This is a genomic window from Falsiroseomonas sp. (genome assembly GCF_051860665.1).
Lineage (GTDB): Bacteria > Pseudomonadota > Alphaproteobacteria > Acetobacterales > Acetobacteraceae > Falsiroseomonas.
Genome location: NZ_JBHYDM010000026.1, coordinates 1 through 24,034 on the forward strand (window position 1 = coordinate 1; position 24,034 = coordinate 24,034).

Below are 24,034 nucleotides of genomic sequence, written 5' to 3' on the forward strand. Positions count from 1 at the left end.
GGCGGCGGTGGAGCGCGAGGCGGTGGCGGCCGGCGCCGCGCGGCGCGGCGCCGGGCGCGGGCGCGGCGCGGGCCGGGCCTGCTGCACGGGCTCGGGCGGGGCCTGTGGCGGCGGCGGGGGCACCGGCTCCGCCATGGCGGTCAGCGTCTCCTCCGGCGGCACGGCCTGGACCACGGGCTCCGGCGGCCGGGGCTCCGCCGGGGCGGGCGGCGGCGGGGGCGGCAGGGTCGGGGCCAGGCTGGCCAGCGCCTCGGGCGGCGAGGGCGTCGCTTCGAGCGGAACCGGCGCCGGCGTCGGCAGGCTGGGCGCCGCGTTGGCCGCCGCAAGTGCCGGTGGCGGCGGTGGCGCGGCCTGGGGTGGTGGCGGCTGCACCGCCTGGGGCGGCGGCGGGGTTGCGGCGAGCTGGCTCGGCGGCGGCGGGGCGCGCTGCAATTCGGGCGGGGGCTGTTGGGCGGCAGCCGGCGGCGGGGCCTCGGGCGTGGCCAGGGCTTCGGCCGGCGGGGCGGCCTCGGCCAGGGTCTCGGGCGCGCCGCTGGTCGCCAGATCCTCCGGCTGCACTGTGCCGATGGCGCCGCCACCGCCGGCCAGGCCGCCGGACAGCCCGACCTGCAGGCCGCCGCCGCCGCCCGCCAGCAAGGGCGGCGCGGCCGGGCGAATCAGCACCGCGGCCAGGCCGAGATGCAGTGCCAGCGCCACGCCCCAGGCGGCGGGGTGCAGGCCGCGCGGCTCCCGCGCGGGTTCAGCGGCTGCGAAGGACACGAGGGTGGAGTCCAGGGGCGCGGCCCGCGCCGATGCGGGCCGCGGCGCGGCCAGGAATTGAGGGGACTGGTCCACGGCGGGTCAGGGTGCCGCCTCGCCGATCAGCGAGGCACGGCCGAAGCCGGCCGCCGCCAGCGCCGCCAGCACGCGCATCACCTCGCCATAGGACTGGCTGCGATCGGCGCGCAGGAAGACAGGCCGGTCCGGCGCGGCGGCGGCCATCGGCTGCAGGGTGGCCACCAGCGTCGTCGGATTGGCCTCCGCCTCCTCGATGAAGATGCGGCCCTGGCGGTCCAGCGTCACCACCAGCGGCTGCGTCACCTGCGGCACCGGCGCCTGGGCGGCGCGCGGCAGGTCCACCGGCACGCCGGCCATCATCATCGGCGCCGCCACCATGAAGACGATCAGCAGCACCAGCATGACATCGACGAAGGGCGTGACATTGATCTCGGAGAGCACGCCCTCCTCGCCGTCCTCGTCGCCCCCCTCCAGATTGGCGAAGGCCATTATTCGGCCGCCACCCGGGCGCGGCCGGAGCCGGCCAGGCCGAGCCGCCGGGCCAGGCGTTCCGCCGCGCCATTCGCGGCGCCCCGCGCCTCGCCCAGCATGGCCGAGAGGCGGTTGAAGGCGAGCGCCGCCGGAATCGCCGCGACCAGGCCGAGCGCGGTGGCAAACAGCGCCTCCGCGATGCCCGGCGCCACGGCGGAGAGGCTGGTATTGCCGCTGCGGGCGATGGCGGTGAAGGCGTTCATGATGCCCCAGACCGTGCCGAACAGCCCGATGAAGGGGGCGGTGGAGGCGATGCTGGCCAGCACCGGCAGGCCGTGCCGGGCGCGCGCCGTGCGCTCCACCACCGCCAGCCGCGCGGCGCTGGCGATATGGCGGCGGCGCTCCCCGGGGGGCTCGCCCGCCACTTCGCGCGCCGCATGTTCGGCGGCGACCAGCACCTCGGCCCAGGCATTGTCATGGCTGGGCGGAGAGCCGTCCTCGGCGAAGCGCCGCAGCGCCTGCGCGTCCCGCGCCAGGCGCCGGAAACGCAGCGCGCGGTCCAGCGCCATCGCCCAGACGCCGATGGAGGCGAGCACCAGCATCAGCATCACCGACCGCACCACCCAGTCGGCGGCGAGGAAGAGGCCGAGCGGCGAGAGATCGTGCGCGGTTTCCATGGCGTGTGTTCCCTACAGGCCGAAGCGCACGCCGGCGCGGCTGGAAGGCCGCAGGCGGTCGGCACAATCCGCCACATCGGCGCCGCCGATCCGGCAGGCCAGAACCTCGTTCACCAGCAGGCGGCTGATGCGGTCGCAGGGCAGGCCGGCCAGGTCGAAGAGCCGCACGGCGGTGCGGCCGGCGCCGATCGGCGCCAGCTCCACCGCGGCGCGGCGGGCGATCTGGCCATCGCCGCCAAAGACCACGAGATCGAGCCGCAGCGCCGCGATGGCCGCGGCCTCCGGCGCGTCATTGCCGAGCACCATCCAGATGCGGCAGCCTTCCGCGGGTGCGGTCACCGGCTCTAGCCGGTTCAGCTCCAGCGGCAGGGCAGGCGGGGAGGCCTGCTGCGCCTGGGCGGCGGCGGGCGCCAGCGCCAGGGCGGCGAGGACCAGGCCGCAACGGGCGAGGGACGATGCGAGGGCCATGACTCCAATTCCTCAATCCGCCGCCTGCATCGCACATATGAGAATGACTCGCAATCACACTTCCCTGCGCGCGGCGCCGGGGCCATGCTCCGGGCGCATCCCGAGGAGGCGAGCCGCATGTCCGAGGTCTTCCGCGAACCCCGCCCGCCGGGCCTGCCGCCGCCGGCTTCGCTGGTGGTCGCGGCGCTGCGCGCCTGGATGGCGCCGCGCCACCGCCCGGCCGGCCCGCATCCGGACTGGCAGGAGATCCTGACCCTGGCGGGGGTGCGCCCGGCCGGCGCGCTGGGCTTCGGGCTGCTGATGTCGGTCGTGCTGCGCGGCGCGGTCCGCCAACTGGATGTGCGGCCCTGCGACGGGACGGGGCTGGGGCGGGACGAGGCGGTGCTGCTGGATCTGGTGGCGGCGCTGCAGCGCGGCGACTGCCTCTCGGCCATCGGCGGCCTTTCCGAATGGCTGGCGCCAGGCGACCTGCGCGCCGCCCTGCGCGGCGCGCAGATCTTCGCCCGCCATACCGCGGCGGCCGGCCTGCATCTGGGGGAGCAGGGCGGCCCCGTGCTCCACTGAGGCCCGCCGTCTGGCCGGGCCGGCGCGCAGCCGCTAAAAGCGCCGGCCGAGCATCGCAAGCCAGGACGCGCCAAGACCATGCCGCAGTATCGCAGCCGCACCACCACCCATGGCCGCAACATGGCCGGCGCGCGGGGCCTCTGGCGCGCCACCGGCATGAAGGATGGCGATTTCGGCAAGCCCATCATCGCCGTGGTGAACAGCTTCACGCAATTCGTCCCGGGCCATGTCCATCTGAAGGACCTCGGGCAGATGGTGGCGCGGGAGATCGAGGCGGCGGGCGGCGTCGCCAAGGAATTCAACACCATCGCGGTGGATGACGGCATCGCCATGGGGCATGACGGCATGCTCTACAGCCTGCCCTCGCGCGACCTGATCGCCGATAGCGTGGAATACATGGTCAATGCGCATTGCGCGGATGCCATGGTTTGCATCTCCAATTGCGACAAGATCACGCCCGGCATGCTGATGGCGACGATGCGCCTCAACATCCCGACCATCTTCGTCTCCGGCGGCCCGATGGAGGCCGGCAAGGTGGTGCATCGCGGCCAGAAGCGCAGCGTCGACCTGATCGACGCCATGATCGCGGCCGCCGATTCCAGCGTGACGGATGCCGAGGTCGCGGTTATCGAGCGTTCCGCCTGCCCCACCTGCGGCTCCTGCTCCGGCATGTTCACCGCCAATTCGATGAACTGCCTGACGGAGGCGCTGGGCCTGGCGCTGCCCGGCAATGGCACGGTGGTGGCGACCCATGCCGACCGCAAGCGGCTGTTCCTGGAGGCAGGGCGGAGGATCGTCGAGATCACCCGCCGGCACTACGAGACCGAGGATTTCTCCGTCCTGCCGCGCAATATCGCGACCCGGACCGCCTTCGAGAATGCGATGACGCTGGACATCGCCATGGGCGGGTCCACGAACACCGTGCTGCACCTGCTGGCGGCGGCGCATGAGGGCGGCGTGGACTTCACCATGACCGATATCGACCGCCTGTCCCGCCGCGTGCCGGTGCTGTGCAAGGTCGCCCCCTCCGTCGCCAATGTGCATGTCGAGGATGTGCACCGCGCCGGCGGCATTTTTGGAATCCTGGGCGAGCTGGATCGCGCGGGGCTGATCGACACTTCCGTCAGCCGGGTGGATGCGCCGACGCTGGCCGAGGGCCTGCAGCAATGGGACGTGACGCGGACCGCCGATGACGGCGTGCTGGAATTCTTCAAGGCGGCACCGGGCGGCGTGCCGACCCAGGTGGCCTTCAGCCAGGCCGAACGCTGGGAGAGCCTGGACCTGGACCGCGAGAAGGGCGTGATCCGCGCGCGCGAACACGCCTTCTCCGCCGATGGCGGGCTGGCCGTGCTGGCGGGCAATATCGCGGTGGACGGTTGCATCGTGAAGACCGCCGGCGTCGATGCCTCGATCCTCACCTTCACCGGCCCGGCCAAGGTCTATGAGAGCCAGGACGCCGCCGTGGAGGGCATCCTGGGTGGCAAGGTGGTGGCCGGCGACGTGGTGGTGGTGCGCTACGAGGGGCCGCGCGGGGGGCCGGGCATGCAGGAGATGCTCTATCCAACCAGCTATCTGAAGTCGAAGGGCCTGGGGAAGGTCTGTGCCCTGGTGACGGATGGGCGCTTCTCCGGCGGCTCCTCCGGCCTCTCGATCGGCCACCTCTCCCCGGAAGCCGCCGAGGGCGGGCCGATCGGGCTGGTGGAGGATGGCGATATCATCGAGATCGACATCCCCAACCGCAGCATCCAGCTGAAGGTGGCGGAGGAGGTGCTGGCGCAGCGCCGCGCCGCGATGGAAGCCAAGGGCGAGGCCGCCTGGCAGCCCGCCACGCCGCGCAAGCGTCAGGTCTCGACCGCGCTGCGCGCCTATGCCGCCATGGCCACCAGCGCCGCCCGCGGCGCGGTGCGCGACCTGGGCGCGCTGAAGCGGCGCTGAGCCGGGGCGGGGGGCCAGGCAGGCCCCCCAGCCTGGTCACCAGATGGAATCGCCGCCCCAGCCATCGCTGTTGAAGCCGGTATCGAAGCCCGAGCCGCCATCCCAGCCGGTGCCGCTATAGTCCCCGTCCGGGGACCCGCTGGCCCAGCCGCCACCGGCATCGGCGGTGTCGTAGCCCCCGCCGAAGCTGCCGCTGGCCTCGCCGCCCCAGCCATCACTGTTGAAGCCGGTATCGAAGCCGGATCCGCCATCCCAGCCGGAGCCCCCATCCGAGGACCCGCCGCCCCAGCCGTCGCTGTTGAAGCCGGTATCGAAGCCCGAACCGCCATCCCAGCCGGAGCCGCCGTAATCCCCGTCGAAGGACCCGCTGGCCCAGCTGGCCTCGGTCGCGCCGAAGCGGCCGGTGTCGAAATCATCAGCCGGGCCGGCATCGAGCACACCCGGGAAATCCGTCCGGAGGTCCTGCGCGCCCTCCAGCCGCCCTTCCTTCTCCAGGTTCACGGTGGTGAAGGGGGTATCGATCAGCCCGGTGGCATTGCCGGCCCAGGTGCCGAACTGGACGACCGCCTCACCCAACTCCTCGCCCACCACGCCGCCGGACTGGGCGCCGACCAGGCCGACCGCCCCGGCGCCGACCGCCGCACCCGGCGGGCCGGCGGGCGCACCCAGCAGGCCGCCCACAACGGCCCCGGCGCCGCCTGCCAGCGTGCTGCCGGCCAGGGTGAAGCCATCGATCGTGGCCTCGGCCCATTCACCCTCGGCCAAATGATCGGCGATGCCGAAGCCGGAGAAGACGGTGGACAGCGTGCCCAGCCCCTTGGCGGCCGGGCTCTGGAAGCCCGTCATCGCATCCAGGGTCGTCTCCATGGCGCCGAAATCCTCGCTGAGGTTCTCGGCCGGCGAGCGGTCGATCGCCCAGCCGCCGGAGGACGAGGAAAAGGCCTGGGAGAAGAAGGCATCGCTCAAGTCAGCTCTCCAGTCGCTGTTAAGGGGACTGGAGAAACCTGGTGACTTTGGAGAAGTTTCGCGAATCAGCCACTTGCGAACTGCATGACCTTTGGGTCACGGTTCTGGAGCTGATGTGACAAGGCCCCTGCGAATGCCCAGAAAGGGCGCCAATCGTGCCTTGGTCCCGTCATTTTGCTGATGGGAGAGGCGCGAGCCCCATCCCGGCCTTCCGGCCGGGACGGGGGCGCTTCAGGCGAGGGCGCCCTGCCGCATCTGGCTTTCGCGGATGATCCGCTCATGCCCGTCGCGGGCGTTCTTCACGCGGTATTCGCGGTCCGCCGCATCGTTCGGCAGCTGCCGCAGGACGGTATAGGCCCCGGAGGGGGCGGAACCGTCGAAGCGGCCGGGGATGAATTGGATGCGCTGGCCGACGGCATAGCGATGCTGGGGGAGCATACGGCGATCCTCACGGGTCGGGGACGTGTCCCGGCGGGGGTGCCGGGGACGGGACGACCAGGCAGCCCGCGCGCCCTGCGTCCCTTGTTCAGCCGATGCGGTCCAGGACGATGCGACGGATCTCGTCGCGGGTGAGGCTGGAAATCACCGGGCCGCCGCTGGCCTGGTTGGCCGGCTGGGCCGGGTTTGTGGAACCGTCGGATTGCAGCAGACGGCTGGAGACTCGGTCGTAGGAAGTGTGCACGTTGTCCTTTGGGCAGTCTCCGGTGGCCGTGCCACCGTGCTGCGGATGCTGGGGTCTTTCGCAGGACACGCCAGGGACGCGTCAGGCGTTGGGCGCCGCCCTTGGGGCGGCAATGGGATGGCGGAGGCTGCGGGCGCCGTAGCTCCCGCCCCACCACCGGTATTCGGCCGGGGCGGCCCTGGGCCACCCCGTCCGTGTCAGGCCTGCTTCAGGTTGCCGGCCGAAACCTTGCCCTGCTGGCCGTGCTGCAGCTCGTACTGCAGCTTGTCGCCCTCGCGCGGCTCCTGCAGGCCCGAACGCTGCACGTCGGAGATGTGCAGGAACACGTCCTTGGAGCCGTCTTCCGGCTGGATGAAGCCGTAGCCCTTGGTCGCGTTGAACCACTTGACGGTGCCGATCGGCATGGCTGAGATCCGCTTCGCAAACAGAAAGACCGCCCCGCAACATTGCCGGGCGGATCAGACTTCGACGGGAAACGGACAGCAGGCTCGGCGCTCGATCGGAGCAAAGAGAGCAGGCCGAACCGAACAAGGCTGACGGCACACCATATGCGCCCGGCATGGCTGAACTGCAACCCAAATCGAACTTCGCCGGGATTTCGGGCCGATTTGTGCCAATTGTCGCGCCTTCGTGTGATGATAGGGTTTATTTCGCGCCTGGACCGGCGGCGCCAGGGCGCCGCCCGGATCACCTGCCTGGAACACCGCCGCCATGATCCCTCGCCATGCCCGCCGATGACGCCGCGCCGCGGCTCACCTTGCCGCCCGGGCCCCGCTTCGCCGCGCTCGGCGCCGAATTCGTGCGGGGCGCCGGCGCGGGCAGTGGGATTGAGCCCCGGCTCGCCGATCGCCTGGCGCTGATCGCGGAGGAGGTGCTGGCGGCCAGCCCGCCCGGCGCCGGCCCGGTCAGCCTGGCGCTGCGCGACCGGCGGCATGCGGTGCGGCTCGAACTCGGCTTCGGCACGGCCGATCTCGACCTCGCCGGGCTGGACCAGGCGCGGGAGCGGGACCTGGAGGATGAGGCGGCTGATGTCGGCCTCTATCTGGCGGCGCGGCTGGCGGACCAGCTCACCACCGAACCCGTGGGCCGCAACGGCCTGCTGCTGGGCTTCGACCTGGCGCGCAGCTACGCCCCCCGCAGCCCGGAGCGGCCGCCGTCCGGCCTCGGGCCGCTGGCCGGCGCGCCCGTGGATCCGGATGATGCGACGCTGGCGCTGCTGGTGGACTGGGCGGAGGCCCAGGGCCTCGGCGGCGCGGGCTTCCGCACGGCGCCCCGGGTGCTGGACCAGCGCGCGGCCGGGGAGCTTTTCGCCCGCGTGGCGATGGATGCGCAGCGCCGGCCGATCGGCGGCCTGCTCTGGCAGAATTTCGGCCGGCGGATGATGGCGCTGGCCGGCCCGGCCTTGCTGCTGCCGCCCGGACCGGCGCGCGAAGCCCTGGCCATGGGGTTGCTGGAGGCCGCGCTCGGCGCCCTGGCGCGCGGCGGCATCCAGGGGCTGGTGGTGCTGGAGGCCGCGCCCGACATGCCGCGCGCGGCCTTCGAGGTGGTGGGCCATCTGCCGGACGCGGCCGGCGCCCCGCAACCTGTGCTGTTCCGGGCGCTGGAGGAAGACCCAGGCGGCATCGCCTGGGTGCCACCGCTGCTGCGGGACTGGGTGACCCGGACGGTGCGCCGCCTGGGCCTGGGTCGCGATATCGAGGAACCGCCACCGCCCGCGCGCGCCACCGGCGCCGCCATGGCGGCGGAGACGGATCGCGCCGCCGGCCGCGTCACGCTGCGGCCGCTGCTGACCGCGGGCGATGCGGCGTCGGTCGCCGCCGGCAATGTGGCGCTGTTCCGCAGCCAGGGCTTCGCCCATTTCCGCGCGGTGCTCGATCTCGGCCAGCCGGGGCATGCGGCCTTCGCGGAGGGGCTGGTGCAGGCGGGCCTGGCGCCGGCGGCGCTGATCCCGGATGCGGCGGGCGACCTGCTGCTTCTGGCCGTGCTGGAATGACCGGCTTCGCGCTGGAGCGGCTGGTGCCGGCGCATGTGGCGGCCTTCGAGGCCTATGTCCCCGCGCCGCCCGACGATGTGCTGCTGCGCCGCTTCGGCGTGCCGCATCTGCACCGGCTGAACAACAACGAGAACCCGCTGGGCCCGCCCGCGGCGGCGCAGGCGGTGCTGGCCGGCTGGGATGTGCGGGAGGCGGCGGCCTATCCGCAGGGCGATGGCTGGCACCTGCGGCGCGCCATCGCCGGCCATTTCGGCCTAGAGGCGGAGCAGGTGATCCTCGGCAATGGCGCCAATGAGGTGATCGGCTTCGTCATCAAGGCTTTTTGCGAAGCGGGCTGCAACATCGTCACCGCCGACCGCACCTTCGCCGTCTATGAATGGCTCGCGAGTTTCTCGGGCATCGAGCCGCGGCTGGTGCCGCTGCGGGCGGATGGCTTCGACGAGGTGGCGCTGCTGCGCGCGATCGATGCGCAAACCCGGGTGGTCTTCCTCTGCAATCCGAACAACCCGACCGGCAGCTGGTGGGACCATGCGCGGCTGGAACGCTTCCTGGAAGCCGTCGATGGCCGCGCCATCGTGGTGGCGGACGAGGCCTATGCCGAATTCGCCGATGTACCGGGCTTTCCCGACAGCTTCGCGCTGATGGCGCGCCACCCGAACCTGGTGGTCTTCCGCACCTTCTCCAAGGCCTGGGGCCTGGCCGGGCTGCGCATCGGCTGGATGGCGGCCGCGCCCGCCGTGGCCGCGACGGTGCGCAAGACCAGCATCAGCTACAGCATCAACCGCATGGCGCTGGAGGCGGCGCGGGCCGCGGTCTGGGACACGGCGCATCTGGCGGCGACGCGGGAGCAGGTGCGGCAGGGCCGTGCCGCCCTGTCGGCGCTGGCGGCCCGGCTCGGCCTGCCGCTGCTGGGCGGCATAGGCAATTTCGCCATGCTGCGGCTGCCGATACCCGATACCGTGGCGCATCGGCGGCTGATGGCGCGCGGCGTGATGGCGCGCGCCATGACCAGCTTCCGCTACCCCGGCTGGCTGCGCGTCTCCTGCGGCCCCCCGCCCGCCATGGCCGCCTTTGCAGAGGCGCTGGAGGCGGTGCTGGCGGAGGCCTGATCTGCCTTCGCTATGTGATTTGCCGCCCGCCCCCCGGCGGGGGATGACAGCCCCCCAGCCGAGGAGAACCCCATGCCCGCAAGTGACGACCTGCCCGACTCCGGCTGGCTGCCGGTGGCCGCGCTGGAGGACCTGGAGCAGAAGCGCGAGGCGGCGAGCCGCGAGGTGGCGGAAAAGCTGATGGCGCTGCCGCCACGCGCCCGGGTGCTGGAACTGCTGCGCCGCGCCGCCGCCGGCAAGGCCGTGGAGGAGAAGCTGCGCCCCGCCGATCTGCGCGAGATCCTCGCCAGTTTCCCGGGCGAGGATCTGCCGGAGGAGGCCGCGCTGGCCGGGATGTTTCCGGGCCTGCTGGCGGAATAGCGGCGGTCAGCGCAGCCCTTCGCAAAAACGGCGGATGCGGGCACAGGCATCCTCCAGCTGCGCATCCGCCGCGGCGAAGCTGATACGGAAATGGCCGGGAAACATGAAGGCGGTGCCGTTCACCGTCGCCACGCCCTGTTCCGTCAGCAGCGCGAAGACGAAGTCCCAGTCATTGGTGATCTTCGTGCCCGCCGCCGTGGTCAGGCCGATGCAGGCGGTCATGTCCGGGAAGGCATAGAAGGCGCCTTCCGGCAGGTGGCAGCGCAGATGCGGCGTGGCGTTCAGCGCGCCGACCACGCGGTTGCGCCGCGCCTCATAGACCTGGCGCATCGCCTCCGTCGCATCCTGCGGGCCTTCCAGCGCGGCGACGGCAGCCGCCTGGGCGATGGAGCAGGTATTGGAGGTCGACTGCCCCTGCAGCTTGTCCATCGCCTTGATCAGGTGGCGCGGCGCGCCGCCGAAGCCGATGCGCCAGCCGGTCATGGCGTAGGATTTGGAGCAGCCGTTCATGGTCAGCGTGCGATCGCGCAGGCGCGGCTCCACCTGCGCGAAGGTGGCAAAGCTTCGGCCGTCAAAGACCAGCTTTTCGTAGATGTCGTCGGTGAGGATGTGCACCTGCGGATGGCGCAGCAGCACGTCGCAGAGGCCGCGCAATTCCGCGGCTGAATAGGTCGCGCCGGTCGGGTTCGACGGCGTATTCACGATCAGCCATTTCGTCCGTGGCGTGATGGCAGCTTCCAGCTGCTCCGGCGTCAACTTGAAACCCTGATTGGGGCCGCAGGGCAGCAGCACGGGCGTGCCATCGGCCAGGCCCACGATATCCGGATAGGAGACCCAGCAGGGGGTGGGGATGATGACCTCGTCGCCCGCATTGATGGTGGCGATCAGCGCATCATAGATCACCTGCTTGCCGCCGGTGCCGACCAGGATCTCCTCCGGCGCATAGTCCAGCCCGTTGTCGCGCTTGAACTTGGCGGCCACCGCGCGGCGCAGGGCGAGGGTGCCGGAGATATCGGTGTAGCGGGTCTGGTTGTTGCGGATGGCGGCGATCGCCGCTTCCTTGATGTGCTCCGGCGTGTCGAAATCCGGCTCGCCGGACGAGATGGCGAGCACATCCTTGCCCTCCGCCTTCAGCGCCTGGGCGCGCTGGCGCATGGCCGTGGTCTGGGAGGGTGAGATGCGGTTCAGGCGATCCGCGATGACGTCACTCATGTCGATTCCTCAGCGCGCCAGGTTCAGCCGGGCGCGGGTTACGATGTCCTTGAATTTCGCGAATTCGCCGGCGATGAAATCGCGCGTCGAGTCCGGCGTGCTGTCGCTCACCGCATCGATCCCGGCGGTGGCCAGGCGGGCCTTCACATCCTCCATGGCCAGCACGCGATTCGAGGCCGCGTTCAGCCGCGCGACGATGGCGGCCGGCATGCCCTTCGGGCCAAGCATGACATTCCAGGTGGAGGCCTCGAAATTCGCGAGGCCCGACTCCTGCAGGGTCGGCACATCCGGGAACAGCGGGTGCCGCGCGGCGCTGCCCATGCCGATGATGCGGAACAGCCCATCCCGCGCCGCCGCGGCCAGCGAGCCGAGCGGTTCCCAGCCGTATTGCACCTCGCCTTTGGTCAGCGCCTCCACCAGCGGCGCGCCGCCGCGATAGGGCACATGCTCGGCCTGCAGCCCGCCGGCCGAGAGGTTCATCAATTCGCCCGCCAGATGCCCGACGCTGCCGGAACCGGAACTGCCCCAGCTCGCGCGGCCCGGATTGGCGCGCAGCCAGGCGATCAGCGCCTGCGGATCGCGATGCGGCGAATCCCTCGGCACCGCCAGCGCGATCGGCGCGCGACCCAGGATGGCGATGGCGGAGAAATCCGCGATGGGGTCGTAGGGCGTGGTATCCGGCTGCAGCGCCGGCACCGTGCCATGGGTGGAGGGCGTGCCGAGCAGGATGGCATGGCCATCCGCCGGCGCGCGCTTGACGAAATCGCTGCCGATGACGCCGCCGGCGCCGGCGCGGTTCTCCACCACGATGCGCGCGCCGGCGCCGATCACCGGCGCCATGCGGTCCGCCACCAGCCGGGCGAGCAGATCCGCGGATCCGCCGGCGGGGAAGGGGATGGTGAAGCTGATCACACGGTCCGGCCAGGCCGCGCTCTGGGCGCGCGCTTGAGCGAAGGGCGCCGCCGTGAGGGCGGCCAGGGCAAGACGGCGCGTCAGCATGGCAGGTGTTCCTTCAGATGGTGATGTTCTGGCCGCGGATGATCTCGCCCCACTTCGCGAGCTCCTCCGTCCAGTAGCTGTCGAGCTCCGCCGCGCTGCTGCCGATGGTCTCCACCGCCATCGTCGTCAGCCGCTCCTTCGTCGCGGGATCACGCAGCGCCTTCTGCAGGGAGGCGGTGAGCCGCGCCACGATCGGCGCCGGCGTGCCCGCCGGCAGCAGCATGATGACATCGGTGGAGGAGGCGAAGCCCGGCACGCCGGATTCCGCCAGCGTCGGGATATCGGTGGCGAAGGAGGAACGCTGCGCCGTGCTGACGCCGAGCAGCTTCAGCTGGCCATTGGCGCGGAAGGGCAGGCAGGTGACCATGTCGACGAAGGACATGGCGACCTCCCCGGCCAGCAGGCCCTGCACGGAAGGGCCGCCGCCGCGATAGGGCACATGCAGCAGCCGCGTGCCGGACTTCGCCTGGAACAGCTCCGCCGCCAGGTGGCTGCTGGCGCCGATGCCGGCCGAGGAATAGGTCACCTCGCCCGGCTTCGCCCGAGCATGGGCGACGAATTCGGCGATGCTGTTCACCGGCACGGAAGGATGCACGCAAAGCACCTGCGCGCTGCGCGCCACCAGGCTGACGCCGGTGAAGGCGGCCCGGTTCTCATAGGGCAGGTTGCGCATCAGATGCGGCGCGATGGCGTAGGTGCTGTTGGTGCCGAGCAGGAAGGTATAGCCATCCGGCCGCGACCGCGCGACGTGGCTGTGCCCCAGCGTGCCGGAGGCGCCGCCGCGATTGTCCACCACCACGGGCTGGCCGAGATCGGCCGCCATCGCCTGGGCGATGACACGGCCCATCACATCCGTGGATCCGCCCGCCGCCCATGGGATCACCAGCGTGATGGGGCGGTTGGGGAAGACCTCCTGCGCCGAGGCAGGCCTCAGCGCAGGCAATGCCAGGCCGGCGGCCAGCAGGGAACGACGTGTCGCCATGGTCCATCTCCTTGTCGCCGTCGCGCTGCGACGGGGGTGCGTGCCGTGATGCTTGCGCATCTCCCTGTTGTGGCGCCGCGCTTCTTGTGGCGCGGCGGTGTGGAGTATGGAGCCGCTCAGGGCAGCTCGACGACCAGATTCCGGAAGCGATCGACCGAGACCTTCGCATCCGGCCCGATGACGCAGGTGGATTCCCGCTCCTCCACCAGCGCGGGGCCGGTGAAGCTGGCGCCGGGGGCCAGGGCGTAGCGGTCGTAGACCTGGCAGGGCCGCCAGCCGAGGCCTTCGAACAGCACCTCCCGCACCCCGCGCGCCGCCTTGGCCGCGTCGGTGAAGCTTTCGGTCGCGGTATTGGCGACCTCGGCGAGCTGGATGTCGCGCCCCGGCGCCAGGCAGGCGACGCGCCAGGACAGCGCCTCGATCGGCAGATCGGTCAGCGCGCGGCCGAAGCGCTCCCGGTAGCTTTCGAAGAAGTTCTGTCGAATTGCCGGCAGGTCGTCGGCGGTCAATTTCATCGAAGGCAGCTTCACGGGAATCTCGAATCCCTGGCCGACATGGCGCATGTCGGCGGCGGCCACGGCCGTGATCTGGTCCGGATCAGCACCGGTCTCCAGCAGCAGCGCGCGGCCTTCCGCCTCCATCTGCGCCAGCAGCCCGTTCACATGATCCCAGTCCAGCCGCTCCAGCCGGCCGACATGGCTGCGCACCAGGTCGGTAGCCGGCGGCGCGACGAGGAAGCCGAGCGCCGAGGCGACGCCGGCACCCAGCGGCACCACCATGCGCTTCATCTTGAGCAGGCGTGCGAGATCGTAGGAATGCACCGGCCCGGCACCGCCGAAGGCGATCAGCGTGTAGCGGCGCGGGTCGCGCCCCTTCTCCGCCAGATGCATGCGCGTGGCGGCGGCCATGGTCTCATCCACGATGCGGCGGATGCCGAGGGCAGCCATGTCGCGTTCCACGCCCAGCTTCTTCGCGATGCCGGTCTCGATGGCGCGCTGCACGGCATTCGGGTCCAGCGCCATCTCGCCGCCCAGGAAGTATTTTGGGTCCAGCCGGCCCAGCACGAGATCACCATCGGTGACGGTGGGCTCCGTGCCGCCGCGGCCATAGCAGATCGGCCCCGGCTTGGCGCCGGCACTGCGCGGGCCCACCTTCATCAGGCCCGAGGCCTCATCGACGCGGGAGATGGAGCCACCGCCGGCGCCGATCTCGATCATATCGACGACCGTCACCTTCAGCGGCAGGCCGGAGCCCTTCTGGAAGCGCCGCACGCGCCCTGCCTCGAAATCGAATTTCCGGTCCGGTGCCGCATTCTCCACCAGGCACATCTTTGCGGTGGTGCCGCCCATGTCGAAGGAGACGACGTGGTTCTCGCCGGTCAGCCGCGCCAGGAAGGAGGCGGCCATGGCGCCGGCCGCGGGGCCTGATTCGATCAACCGAATGGGGAACTCCTTCGCATCCCGCACCGCCGCGATGCCGCCACCCGAAAGCATGACATGCAGCCGCCCGACGAAGCCCAGCGCGGCGAGATCCGCCTCCAGCTTGTCGAGGTAGCGGCGCATCAGCGGCTGCACATAGGCATTGGCGCAAGCCGTGCTGGTGCGCTCGAATTCCCGGATTTCCGGCGCGACGCGGGAGGAGAGCGACAGTGGCAGGTCCGGATACATTTCCGCCACGATCGCGCCAGCGCGGACCTCGTGCCGATCGGCGTGATAGGCATGCATGAAGGCGATGGCGAGCGCCTCGATCTTCTCGACCTCGACCAGCTGCTTCACCGCCGCGCGCACCGCGTCTTCATCCAGCGGCAGCAGCGTCGCGCCATGCACGTCAATGCGTTCCGGAATCTCCAGGCGCAGATGACGCGGCACCAGTGTCGGCGGCGCTTCCAGATACAGGTCATACAGGTCGTAGCGCGTCTCGCGCCCGATCTCGATGACGTCGCGGAAACCCGCCGTGGTCAGCAGGCCGACGGTCGCGCCGGTGCGCTCGATGATGGTGTTGGTCACCAGCGTGGTGCCGTGGACGATGCTGTGCAGGTCGGCGGGCTTCAGGCCCGTCTCCTCCAGCAGCCGCATGGTGCCGGCGATGATCGCCTCGCTGGGATCGTCCGGCGTGGTCAGCCGCTTGCCGGTCGCGACCAGCTTGCGGACGGGATCGTGCAGCACGAAATCGGTGAAGGTGCCGCCGACGTCGACCCCGATGCGTGCCGTGCCCGCGCTCATGCCTTCACCCCATAGTCACGCATTGCCGCCTCTTCGGTGATGTAGCCGTCGCGGAGATCCGCGCGCACGGCGTCCGGGTCCCGCTGCTTCGGATCGCCGAAGCCACCACCACCGGGATACAGCAGCGTCACACGCCGCCCGGTCTCCACGCTGGTGCGGGATTTCGGATGCGGCTTCGTGCCGTCATCGATGGCGATCACCGCCGGCGCACCGGGACCACCGCCCAGCAGGCCCTCGGCCGGATGATCGCGACGATCGGACAGCAGTGAGAGCCGCACCGCCGCCGGCGTCCGCACCTCGATCTCCGCCTCCTGGCCCAGGCCGCCGCGGAAGCGCCCGGCGCCGCCGGAATCGACGCGCAGCTGCTTGCGCCAGACCAGCAAGGGCGCGACGCTCTCATAGGCCTCGATGGAGCCCGCGCCGACATTGGTGGGGAAGGCGGTGGTCGGCAGCCCGTCGCGATGCGGGCTGGCGCCCATGCCGCCGCTCGCGAACAGCACCTGCGAGAAGCGGTCGCCATTCTGGTCCATGCCGCTGAACAGCGCGCGCATGGTCGGCGCGCCGCCGCATTCCGCCAGCACCTTGTCCGGCAGCACATCCGCCAGCGCCTTGTAGATGGCGCCCGCCAGCAGATGGCCCGTCAGCTGCCGCGCGCTGCAGGGCGCGGGGAAGCGCGGATTGAGGATCGAGCCCTCGGGTGCGGCGACGGTGATCGCCTGGTAGCTGCCCTCGTTGCGCGGCGTGAAGGGATCCAGCGCGCATTTCACGGGATAGACCGAATAGGCATGCGTGTAGTTCAGCACGCAGTTGATGCCGCGATCGATCTGCGGCGAAGTGCCGGCGAAATCGATATGCATGGTCTCGCCGGAGACGGTCACGGCGCAGCTGATGCGCGTGACATGCTCGTCAAAGCCATCCGCCTCGATCGTCGCGCGATAGACGCCGTCCGGCACCTGCGCGATGGCGCGGCGCATCGCCTGGTCCGCGCGGATCTGCAGCGCCTCGGACAGGCCCTGCAGGTCGTCCAGGCCGGTGTCCTCCAGGAATTCCGCGCAGCGGCGTACCGCCACCTCATTCGCCACCACCTGCGCCTCCAGGTCGCCCATCACGGGCCCCGGGATGCGCACATTGGCGGAGAGCAGCTCCACCAGATCCTCGTTGCGCTGCCCGGCGCGGAACAGGCGCGACGGTGGGATGCGGATGCCTTCCTCGAACAGTTCCCGGCAATCCGCCGACCAAAGCGCGCCGCCGACATCCGGCGAATGGGCGATGGAGCCCGCAAAGCCCACGATCTTTCCCTTGTGGAAAATCGGCGAGACCGCGGTGAAGTCCGGCAGGTGGCCCGTCGCGAGAAACGGGTCGTTGGTAATCACGCAATCGCCGGGCTGCCAGGTCTCGATCGGGAAGCGGGCGAGAAAATGCTTCGTGGTCTTCGGCAGGATGCAGGAGAAGGAGGCGATGCCGCCGGTATTCTCCGAGATGGAATCCCCCTTCACATCCATCAGCACGGTCGCGAAATCGTTGGATTCGCGGACGATGGTGGAGAAGGCGGTGCGCAGCAGCCCCGTCGCCGCTTCATCGGCGATGGAGATCAGCCTGCTCCAATAGACCTCCAGGGTGATCGGATCAAAGGACTCCAAGGGACACGCCTTTCCCGTTCATGCGATTGAAACGCTATGCGCCGGAAAACAACCCGTCCAATATCAAACGCATCTATATTGAGAGGGTTTGGATATGGAGCTGCGGCATCTGCGCTACTTTGTCGCGGTGGCGGAGGAACTGCACTTCACCCGGGCCGCGCGCCGCCTCGGCATGGCGCAGCCGCCGCTGAGCCAGCAGATCCAGCAGCTGGAGGCGGAGCTCGCCACGCCGCTCTTCGAACGCGGCACGCGGCGGGTGGCGCTGACGGAAGCCGGCCGCATGCTGCTGCCGGAGGCGCGCGCGGCGCTGGACCAGGCGGCGCGCGCGGCGACCGTCGCGCGGCGTGCCGGGCGCGGTGAGATCGGCGAGCTGCGCATCGGTCTGTTTGCCTCCGCGCCGCTGCTGCCGGTCTTCACGGCCACGGTGCTGGGCTTCCGGCGCCGGCTGCCGGATGTGCACCTGGCGCTGCAGGAAAGTCCGACTCTGGAGCAGGTGGATGCGCTGCGCCGCGGCGCGCTGGATGCCGGCTTCCTGCGCTGCCCCTCGGCCTCCGATATTCCCGGCGATGTCGCGGCGGTGGAGTTGCTGCGCGAGCGGCTGGTGGCGATGATGCGGCAGGATCACCCGCTGGCTGCGCAGCCCGGCCCGCTGCCGATCGCGGCCCTGGCCGAGGAGAAGCTGATCTTCTTCTCGCGCTCCGTCGGCACAACGCTGCACGCGCAGTTCGAGGCGCTGTGCCGCGCCGCCGGCTTCACGCCCGACATCACCCAGACGGCCCGGGAAAATTCGACGCTGATCGGCCTGGTCGCCGCCGGCTTCGGCATCGCCGTGATGCCGGCCTCGCTGGCGCAGATCCGCGTGGCGGAGGTGACGCATCGGGACCTGGCGGAGAAGGGGGCCACCACCAGCATCTGGCTCGCCACGCCCCGCGGTCGGCCCTCCGCGCTTGCGCGCGTCCTCCTGGATTGCGCCGGGGCCGGCTGAGTCCGGGGCACTCACTGCCGTTGCGGGCGCATGTGCTGGCTGTGCGGGTGATCCGGGTCCTGCCCATGGGTGGATCGTTCGTAGGCTGGTGGAAGCTCATGCGGACCAGCCGGATAGAGCGCCGCATGCAGGCCGGCGTAACAGCTGGCGAAGATCAGCAGCGCCGCCGCGAAGCCGAGCGGGATGCCGGCAAGAGGACGGCGGATCGCCTCCTGCCAGCGGGCCAGCGGCGTCGGTTCGCGGTCCTGCTCGGCCACGACCGCCAGCATCATGGCCATGATGAGGCCGTGACCGATGAGGTCCATGCGACCGAAGGGAAGCACGGCCGCGCTGAAGGTTGCCAGCAAGGCCGCTCCGGACAGGCGTCGGATCAAGGGCGTCCAGACCAGACCGAAGCCCAGCGTGAATTCGGCCACACCCGCCATGGGAACGAAGCCTTCGCGCGGCAGCCCCAGGGTCAGGAAGGGCTTCTGGTCGACAATGGGATCGAACCAGGCGGGGTAGGCGAACTTCTCCATGCTGGACCACATCAGCGCGATCGCCAGCCCCCAGCGCAGCACCTCGAAGCGATGCGCGCGCCACGCCTCGCGCCGCGAGGCGGCGAGCACGAGATAGGCGGCGGTGGCCAGGCCGAGAGGCAGGTAGTCGAGCAGGTGGTAGAGGCCGTAGTCGCGCACCGCCAGGGCCCAGAGCGCAACGATCCCGGCGGCGGATAGCGGCATCGTCCGGCGCGAGAATACGCCCGCGGCAATCAGCAAATGGAGCCAGGAGACCCATTCATGCGGCGTCTTCAGATCGGGCGTGAGATAGATGCCGCCGACGGCGAAGATCGCGATGAAGAAGGCCGCGATGATGGCGCGCAGATAGTCGTCGAGCCGCCGCCAGAGCGGGGCCGTGGCGCGGTCCAGCGCACCGAGCATCGCCGTGCCGTATCGGCCTGTCTCCACCAGCCGCGCGGTGAGGAAGCAGACCATGACGAGCACGATGCCAAGCCAGAACCAGGCGTCCTCCAGCGTTGCCAGGACAGGCCTTTGTGGCGCGGCGACGATATAGGGGGCGAACCATTTGACATGCGCCTGCGCTGCCGACGTCCAGAACAGCAGCGGCACCACCAGGGCCGCGCAGCAGCCGGCCACCGGTGGGGAAGGGACGGCGCCTGTGCGCAAGCATCGATGTCGTCTCATGTGAATCACTCCATCGCATCGCTGGGGGGGCCGCAGGGCCGGCCGGTGTTTCCACCTTCCGACCCCGCGGAGAGCCGTCGCAAAGCTGCCGCTTCAGCGCACGAGCGAATGATCGATCACGTGGATCACGCCGTTCGCGCAGGGGATGTCGGCGCGCACCACCGTCGCGGTGACGCCATTGGCCGTCAGGGTCACCTTGCCGCCGTTGTTGGACAGGGTGATCGGCGTGCCGGCGCGGCTGGGCACGGTCACCGTCGCGCCGGGCGCGAGGGCCGCGGAGGTGAACCGGCCCTGCAGGATATGCGCGTTCACCGCCGCCGGGCCGAGCACCGGATCCACGGCGGCGCCGCCTTCGCCAGAGACGGGGAACAGGATCGGCACGAGGGCCGGACGGACGGCGTCGATGGCCGCATTCGTCGGCACGAAGACCGTGAAGAGGCTGGCCTCGCGCAGGTCCTGCGCGACATGGACGCGGGAGGCGACGCCGACGAAGCGCGAGGCCTCGGGCAGGCCGGCGATCGTGTCGATGCAATTGGCGTTCTGCGCCATGGCACCCTGCGCGCCGATGGCGCCGGCGAGGAAGACGGCGGCGCCGAAGGCGGCGCGGCGGCTGAAGCGGGAGGCGGTCATGGGATGGACTCCTGGTTCGATATTGTGTGGGTTTGGCCCGCGGCGCGCGGCCCTTGCTGGCAGCGGCCGCTTCGCCGATCCGGCTGGATGCGGCGTGGGGGCAGGATGCCGTTGCGCCGTTCACGCGGCTTGCATGGCCGCTTGGTTCTTTGACAGGCTTGCTATGGCTTTCACCGTGGCCGCGGGGCGGCGATGCTGGCGGCGCCAGGCATTCGGCGTCGTGCCGGTCGAGCGGCGGAACACGCGCGACAGATGCGCCTGGTCGAACAGGCCGCAATCCACGGCGATCTGCGCCAGCGGTGCATCCGTGGTCAGCATCAGCCGCTGGGCGCATTCCAGCCGGCGATGCAGCACGTAGCCATGCGGCGTCCGGCCGAAGCTGACCTTGAAGGCACGGCAGAAATGTGCCGGGCTCAGCCTTGCGATCTCGGCCAGCATCGCGATGGCGAGCGCATCCTGCAGATGGCTGTCGATGTAGCGGGTCAGCCGCTGCATCTGCCATGGCGCGAGGCCGCCGCGCCTGGCGGGTTGCTGCGCGCCGGCCGAAAGCAGCGCCGTGGCATCGGCCAGCATGACGAGAGCCGCGGCCTGGTGTTCCCGCGGCAGCGCGGCGTCGCCGTGGCGCAACTGGGCGATCGCCTCGGCAAGAAGGCGGAAGGGCCGTGTCTCCGCCAAGGGTCCGGGTGCGCCGGCCTGGATTCCGGCCTCGCCGGGCAAACCGTCATCGTGGACGGCCCGCAAGCAGGTCGCCATCATCGTCCTCATCCCTGTGGTGATGGCGGGAGTCTAGGGATGCGCATCCGCCTCCGGACGGGTGAGGAGGTGAGATCGCGACCGTCTCACGGTGAGCGGTGCGGCGACTTTCCGGCGGCAGGTTGGTGACGCGGATCGCTCACGCCGTGAGGCCTCCTGCTCACTGCTGGCGCGATGCGGGGCGGCGCTAGAGTCCGGACCCCGATGTCGGCGGGGGGACTGATGGCGACCCGTGGCACGCTCAACCGGATCCGTGCGCTGCATCGGGCCTGGAACGATCGACGATGGCAGGACTATGCAGCCTATTTGGCGGAAGGCTGCATCACGCATGTCTCCGGCGCGTCGGGACCGCAGGGCAAGGCCGAGCAATTGGCCTGGGCGCAATCCTTCTGCGCCGCCTTCCCGGATTGCCGGATCGTCACCGAGGCCTATCTCCAGCTCTTCGCCAGCCACGACGGCGCCCGCAGCGTCGCCGTCACGCGCCTCGTCGGGCATGCGGTCTGCCGTCCACCGTCTCTCGACGGCCTGTTGCTGGAGCCCTTCCAGCGCCGCTTCGACGTGAGGCTGACCGAGATCGCGCTCTGGCAGGACGGCAAGGTGGCCGAGCAGCACAGCTGGCTGGACACCGAGATGATGCGCCGGCAGCTGCGCGCGACAGTGGACCCGAAGGCGGGCGGCGCGGGCTAGCCTTCACCAGACAGATCGTGCCGCGCGGCCGCATCGCGCACCGCGGCGACCAGCGCCTCGAAGGCTGTCATCCCGCGCAGTGGGTCGAAGCGCCGGTCGGTGCGCAGCCAGGCGCGGGCAAGGTCCTCCCGCGCCACGCAGGCGGCCAGCGCGTCCAGCGCCTCCGCATGACGGCCGCGCGCCATGGCAAGGGTCGCGCGTGCGAAATGCGAGACCGGCATGGCCTCCCCGGCCGCCGGCGCCGGATCGCCCAGCCGGGCCGCGATCTCCGCGGCACCCAGGGCAAGGTCCGGCAGGTCGACGAGCTCGTCCGCAATCTCCGCGAGGACGTCGCGCGCCGCCTGCGGAGCGCCGATCTCCAGCAGGGCGAGGGCGCCGTAGTAGCGCGCCTCGGCCGCGGCCGGAACGCGTGGCGCGTGGCCGAAGCGTTCGGCGAGCACCTCGAACTGCCGGCTTTGGAACAGGCTGATGGCTTCCGCGATGTCCTGATGGGCCGAGATGGGCTCCAGCGTCCGCGCCGAGCGCAGCTGGCGGGCCGCCGCCTCGGCTTCGCGATGGAGCAGGAGCAGCGCAACGCCACGGATGCGCGCCGCACGCGCGGTCTCGCCGAGCTGTGCGGCGCGGACGAAGCAGGCGTCCGCGCTTGCACGATCGAAGTCGATCCAGGCGGCGATGGTGCCGAGCGCGGCATGCGCCTCGGCCGAGGCGGGATCGATCCGCAAGGCCCGCTGCACCGCCACGCGCGCCATGGAAGCCGCCGTGGCGCGGTCGAGCAGGCCGAGGCGATAGAGGTCGCAGGCGCAATCGGCGATCCCCGTATGGCCCCGCGCGGCGTCCGGCACGGTGCGGGCCACGCGTTCGAACAGCGTCATGGCCCTCTGCAGGGCATGGGGACGCTGGCTGTCCATCAGGCGCCGCGCGTGGCTGACGGCGGCCATCACCTGCACCGCGCCGGGCCGGGGCCGCATCGTCCCCGCGCGGATCTGCGACGAATCCATGCCGAGGCGGCTCGTCAAGGTCCGCGCGATCCGCTCCAGCACCTGCAGCTGATCGGCGTCCGGGGTGTCGAAGCGGTCGGACCAGAGCACATAGCCCTGCGCGTCCGACAGTTCCGCGATCACCCGAAGGATGTCGCCATGGCGCCGCAGGCTGCCATGCAGCACGGCGTCCACGCCGAGTTCCGCGGCGGCCGCCTTGCCCGTATGCGCGCCCTCCCGGTAGCGCATCACGGCCCCTCGGGGGGCCATGCGCAGCCCCTCCCACTGCGAGAGGAGGAAGGTGATCTCATCCGTCAGCCGGTCCGCCAGGTCCTGCTCGGCCGGATCGCGTGACAGCGCCAGGAAGGGCAGGACCGCCGCCGTCGCACCCTGCCCAGCCTCGAACATCGGCGTTCGGGCCGGCGCATCGGCCGCGACGGCTTCGGCGGCAGGGTGTGCCGCGCGGGGGGTGAAGACGGCGGCGTATTGGCCGGTGGGCACCGCGATCTCCACGGGATCGCCGCGGCCCTCGCCGGCGAAGTAGTCGATGAGCTTGCGACGCAGCCGGCGCATCTCGACGCGGACGGTGGAATCGATGCGCGGGTCATAGGCCGGCTCCCGCTCGTAGAGGGCGTTGCCGATCACCACTTCCTTCAGCTGGCCGCCATGGCCCTGCAGAGTCTCCTCGACCAGGAAGCGCAGCAGGGCCGTGAGGCGGCCGGAGTCCTGGAAATCCCGGCTCGCCTCGATGCGCCCGAGTTCGGCAAGGACATCCTCGCGCGAGACCTGCTCCGGCATCGCTCAAGTCCAAGCCTGCTTGATGGCCATGGCCGCGCCCCGCAACCGGATGAGCCCGGCCTTGCTTGGGCGGAGATAGCTGTGGCTGTTACAACGAGTCCACCGTCAAGCCGGTCATGCCGGCCCGGCTCAAGCTTCCGTGTTCGCGCGGGCGACCACTGCCAGCGCGGTCAGTCGATGAAGACGCTGTCGTCCGGCCCGACGCCCGGATACTGGATGAACATCAGCGTGCAGCCCGTCTCCGTCCTGTGCGGACCATGCGCGACGCCCGGCCCATGGCTCACCATCGAGCCCTTCGCCAGAGCTACGCCGGCGTTGATCATCTCGCCTTCCAGCACGTAGACCGCCTCGATCGCCTTCGGGTGGTAGTGCTTCGCAAGCACCGCGCCGGGCTCCAGCCGGAGCAGCGCGACGAAGGGCGCCGTCGCGACATCGGTGTTGAGGAAGGCGGCCGAGGTGCCGCCGGTAAAGCCGGGCAGGGAGAAGGGATGGAACACCACCTCCTCTGCGCGGACGACGGTGCTGCTGCGATGCGCGTTCATGCCGCTCGCCTCCTCGGTATCTGCGGGATCACTCGGAAAGCTCGAAGTCCGTGGGATCCACCTCGACGGACTGCATGAACACGATCGTGCAGCCGCCCCGCGTCTCGTGCGGGCCGTGAATGTCGCCCGGCCGGACGGAGAAGAAGGCGCCCGGCCCGTAATCCGTCCCTGCGTTGATGAAGTCGCCTTCGAGGACCAGGAAGGTCTCGGTCGCCTTGCGGTGCACATGGGCGGGGATGCGCGCGCCCGGCGCCATCCGCATCGCGGCGACGATCGGCCCCGCGCCGAGGTCGCGGTTCAGGAAGGCCGCCCGGATGTCGCCGAGCGCCCCCGGGATCGGGAAGGGACCCCACGCGTAGCGGTCCTTGGTGGTGATGGCGGTCGCGCCCTGCGTCATCTCTCGGCTCCTTCTGCGGCGACG

General features: G+C 70.9%; 25 protein-coding genes and 1 pseudogene. 7 read left to right on the forward strand and 19 right to left on the reverse strand.

All coding sequences use genetic code 11. From position 1 onward, the window contains the following. The 4 genes and pseudogenes from ACTIF1_RS20450 to ACTIF1_RS20465 all read right to left on the reverse strand — a co-directional run. Positions 1-759: pseudogene (locus ACTIF1_RS20450) on the reverse strand (hypothetical protein); the annotation flags it as partial. A gap of 81 nt (positions 760-840) precedes the next feature. After that, on the reverse strand, positions 841-1,266 hold the full coding sequence (locus ACTIF1_RS20455) for a biopolymer transporter ExbD (protein ID WP_439598312.1): 426 nt from the start codon (positions 1,264-1,266) through the stop codon (positions 841-843). Next, positions 1,266-1,925, reverse strand: coding sequence for a MotA/TolQ/ExbB proton channel family protein (locus ACTIF1_RS20460; RefSeq protein WP_439598313.1), 660 nt, complete (start codon positions 1,923-1,925; stop codon positions 1,266-1,268). The genes ACTIF1_RS20455 and ACTIF1_RS20460 overlap by 1 nt, the downstream gene beginning before the upstream one ends. A gap of 12 nt (positions 1,926-1,937) precedes the next feature. After that, positions 1,938-2,393 carry a Tat pathway signal protein gene (locus ACTIF1_RS20465; protein WP_439598314.1) on the reverse strand — a complete coding sequence of 152 codons (456 nt, stop codon included), beginning with the start codon at positions 2,391-2,393 and terminating at the stop codon, positions 1,938-1,940. A 117-nt stretch (positions 2,394-2,510) separates the two neighbouring features. On the opposite strand from ACTIF1_RS20465, the gene ACTIF1_RS20470 reads away from it, so the two are divergent. Together ACTIF1_RS20470 and ilvD are read left to right on the forward strand one after the other, a co-directional pair. Beyond that, the gene (locus tag ACTIF1_RS20470; RefSeq protein WP_439598315.1) at positions 2,511-2,957 is read left to right on the forward strand and encodes a hypothetical protein; all 447 of its coding nucleotides are present in this window, start codon (positions 2,511-2,513) and stop codon (positions 2,955-2,957) included. 78 nt (positions 2,958-3,035) lie between these two features. Then, complete coding sequence (gene ilvD / locus ACTIF1_RS20475) at positions 3,036-4,892, forward strand: dihydroxy-acid dehydratase (RefSeq protein WP_439598316.1); 1,857 nt, start codon at positions 3,036-3,038, stop codon at positions 4,890-4,892. A 36-nt stretch (positions 4,893-4,928) separates the two neighbouring features. Here the strand turns inward: ilvD and ACTIF1_RS20480 are convergent, their stop codons facing one another. From ACTIF1_RS20480 to ACTIF1_RS20495, 4 genes are all read right to left on the reverse strand, one after another. After that, positions 4,929-5,858: a hypothetical protein gene (locus ACTIF1_RS20480; protein ID WP_439598317.1), complete on the reverse strand. Its 930-nt coding sequence runs from the start codon at positions 5,856-5,858 to the stop codon at positions 4,929-4,931. 231 nt (positions 5,859-6,089) lie between these two features. After that, positions 6,090-6,296 (reverse strand): hypothetical protein, encoded by a 207-nt coding sequence (locus ACTIF1_RS20485; protein ID WP_439598318.1) that lies wholly within the window; start codon positions 6,294-6,296, stop codon positions 6,090-6,092. 88 nt (positions 6,297-6,384) lie between these two features. Then, positions 6,385-6,540 (reverse strand): hypothetical protein, encoded by a 156-nt coding sequence (locus tag ACTIF1_RS20490; RefSeq protein ID WP_439598319.1) that lies wholly within the window; start codon positions 6,538-6,540, stop codon positions 6,385-6,387. Between the two features lie 197 nt (positions 6,541-6,737). Then, positions 6,738-6,944: a cold-shock protein gene (locus tag ACTIF1_RS20495; protein WP_216837696.1), complete on the reverse strand. Its 207-nt coding sequence runs from the start codon at positions 6,942-6,944 to the stop codon at positions 6,738-6,740. A 320-nt stretch (positions 6,945-7,264) separates the two neighbouring features. Between ACTIF1_RS20495 and ACTIF1_RS20500 the strand changes: the two genes are divergently transcribed. From ACTIF1_RS20500 to ACTIF1_RS20510, 3 genes are all read left to right on the forward strand, one after another. Further along, positions 7,265-8,533: a hypothetical protein gene (locus ACTIF1_RS20500; protein WP_439598320.1), complete on the forward strand. Its 1,269-nt coding sequence runs from the start codon at positions 7,265-7,267 to the stop codon at positions 8,531-8,533. Beyond that, the gene (locus tag ACTIF1_RS20505; protein ID WP_439598321.1) at positions 8,530-9,642 is read left to right on the forward strand and encodes a pyridoxal phosphate-dependent aminotransferase; all 1,113 of its coding nucleotides are present in this window, start codon (positions 8,530-8,532) and stop codon (positions 9,640-9,642) included. The genes ACTIF1_RS20500 and ACTIF1_RS20505 overlap by 4 nt, the downstream gene beginning before the upstream one ends. Positions 9,643-9,714: 72 nt before the next feature. After that, positions 9,715-10,002 (forward strand): hypothetical protein, encoded by a 288-nt coding sequence (locus ACTIF1_RS20510; RefSeq protein WP_439598322.1) that lies wholly within the window; start codon positions 9,715-9,717, stop codon positions 10,000-10,002. Between the two features lie 6 nt (positions 10,003-10,008). Here ACTIF1_RS20510 and ACTIF1_RS20515 read toward each other — a convergent pair whose 3' ends face one another. The 5 genes from ACTIF1_RS20515 to ACTIF1_RS20535 all read right to left on the reverse strand — a co-directional run bounded on the left by ACTIF1_RS20515 (position 10,009) and on the right by ACTIF1_RS20535 (position 17,057). Next, positions 10,009-11,214 (reverse strand): pyridoxal phosphate-dependent aminotransferase, encoded by a 1,206-nt coding sequence (locus tag ACTIF1_RS20515; RefSeq protein WP_439598323.1) that lies wholly within the window; start codon positions 11,212-11,214, stop codon positions 10,009-10,011. Between the two features lie 9 nt (positions 11,215-11,223). Next, positions 11,224-12,213 carry a Bug family tripartite tricarboxylate transporter substrate binding protein gene (locus tag ACTIF1_RS20520; RefSeq protein ID WP_439598324.1) on the reverse strand — a complete coding sequence of 330 codons (990 nt, stop codon included), beginning with the start codon at positions 12,211-12,213 and terminating at the stop codon, positions 11,224-11,226. 13 nt (positions 12,214-12,226) lie between these two features. Then, positions 12,227-13,195, reverse strand: coding sequence for a Bug family tripartite tricarboxylate transporter substrate binding protein (locus ACTIF1_RS20525; protein WP_439598325.1), 969 nt, complete (start codon positions 13,193-13,195; stop codon positions 12,227-12,229). A gap of 116 nt (positions 13,196-13,311) precedes the next feature. Beyond that, positions 13,312-15,417 (reverse strand): hydantoinase/oxoprolinase family protein, encoded by a 2,106-nt coding sequence (locus ACTIF1_RS20530; RefSeq protein ID WP_439598326.1) that lies wholly within the window; start codon positions 15,415-15,417, stop codon positions 13,312-13,314. Beyond that, a complete protein-coding gene (locus tag ACTIF1_RS20535; protein WP_439598327.1) occupies positions 15,414-17,057 on the reverse strand; it encodes a hydantoinase B/oxoprolinase family protein in 1,644 nt (547 codons plus the stop codon). Before ACTIF1_RS20535 ends, ACTIF1_RS20530 begins: the two co-directional genes overlap by 4 nt. A 94-nt stretch (positions 17,058-17,151) precedes the next feature. On the opposite strand from ACTIF1_RS20535, the gene ACTIF1_RS20540 reads away from it, so the two are divergent. Next, positions 17,152-18,042 (forward strand): LysR substrate-binding domain-containing protein, encoded by an 891-nt coding sequence (locus ACTIF1_RS20540; RefSeq protein WP_439598328.1) that lies wholly within the window; start codon positions 17,152-17,154, stop codon positions 18,040-18,042. Between the two features lie 11 nt (positions 18,043-18,053). Here the strand turns inward: ACTIF1_RS20540 and ACTIF1_RS20545 are convergent, their stop codons facing one another. From ACTIF1_RS20545 to ACTIF1_RS20555, 3 genes are all read right to left on the reverse strand, one after another. Continuing rightward, positions 18,054-19,154, reverse strand: a complete 1,101-nt coding sequence (locus ACTIF1_RS20545) for a hypothetical protein (RefSeq protein ID WP_439598329.1) — start codon at positions 19,152-19,154, stop codon at positions 18,054-18,056. Positions 19,155-19,319: 165 nt separating this feature from the next. After that, positions 19,320-19,856 carry a fasciclin domain-containing protein gene (locus ACTIF1_RS20550; protein ID WP_439598330.1) on the reverse strand — a complete coding sequence of 179 codons (537 nt, stop codon included), beginning with the start codon at positions 19,854-19,856 and terminating at the stop codon, positions 19,320-19,322. 120 nt (positions 19,857-19,976) lie between these two features. Next, on the reverse strand, positions 19,977-20,531 hold the full coding sequence (locus tag ACTIF1_RS20555) for a helix-turn-helix domain-containing protein (RefSeq protein ID WP_439598331.1): 555 nt from the start codon (positions 20,529-20,531) through the stop codon (positions 19,977-19,979). Positions 20,532-20,831: 300 nt separating this feature from the next. Between ACTIF1_RS20555 and ACTIF1_RS20560 the strand changes: the two genes are divergently transcribed. Next, positions 20,832-21,296 carry an ester cyclase gene (locus tag ACTIF1_RS20560; protein ID WP_439598332.1) on the forward strand — a complete coding sequence of 155 codons (465 nt, stop codon included), beginning with the start codon at positions 20,832-20,834 and terminating at the stop codon, positions 21,294-21,296. Here the strand turns inward: ACTIF1_RS20560 and ACTIF1_RS20565 are convergent. The 3 genes from ACTIF1_RS20565 to ACTIF1_RS20575 form a co-directional block, all read right to left on the reverse strand. Continuing rightward, positions 21,293-23,071, reverse strand: coding sequence for a hypothetical protein (locus tag ACTIF1_RS20565; protein WP_439598333.1), 1,779 nt, complete (start codon positions 23,069-23,071; stop codon positions 21,293-21,295). The genes ACTIF1_RS20560 and ACTIF1_RS20565 overlap by 4 nt on opposite strands. A 170-nt stretch (positions 23,072-23,241) precedes the next feature. Beyond that, on the reverse strand, positions 23,242-23,613 hold the full coding sequence (locus ACTIF1_RS20570; protein WP_439598334.1) for a cupin domain-containing protein: 372 nt from the start codon (positions 23,611-23,613) through the stop codon (positions 23,242-23,244). A gap of 28 nt (positions 23,614-23,641) precedes the next feature. Continuing rightward, the gene (locus ACTIF1_RS20575) at positions 23,642-24,010 is read right to left on the reverse strand and encodes a cupin domain-containing protein (protein ID WP_439598335.1); all 369 of its coding nucleotides are present in this window, start codon (positions 24,008-24,010) and stop codon (positions 23,642-23,644) included. Between the last annotated feature and the right edge of the window lie 24 nt (positions 24,011-24,034).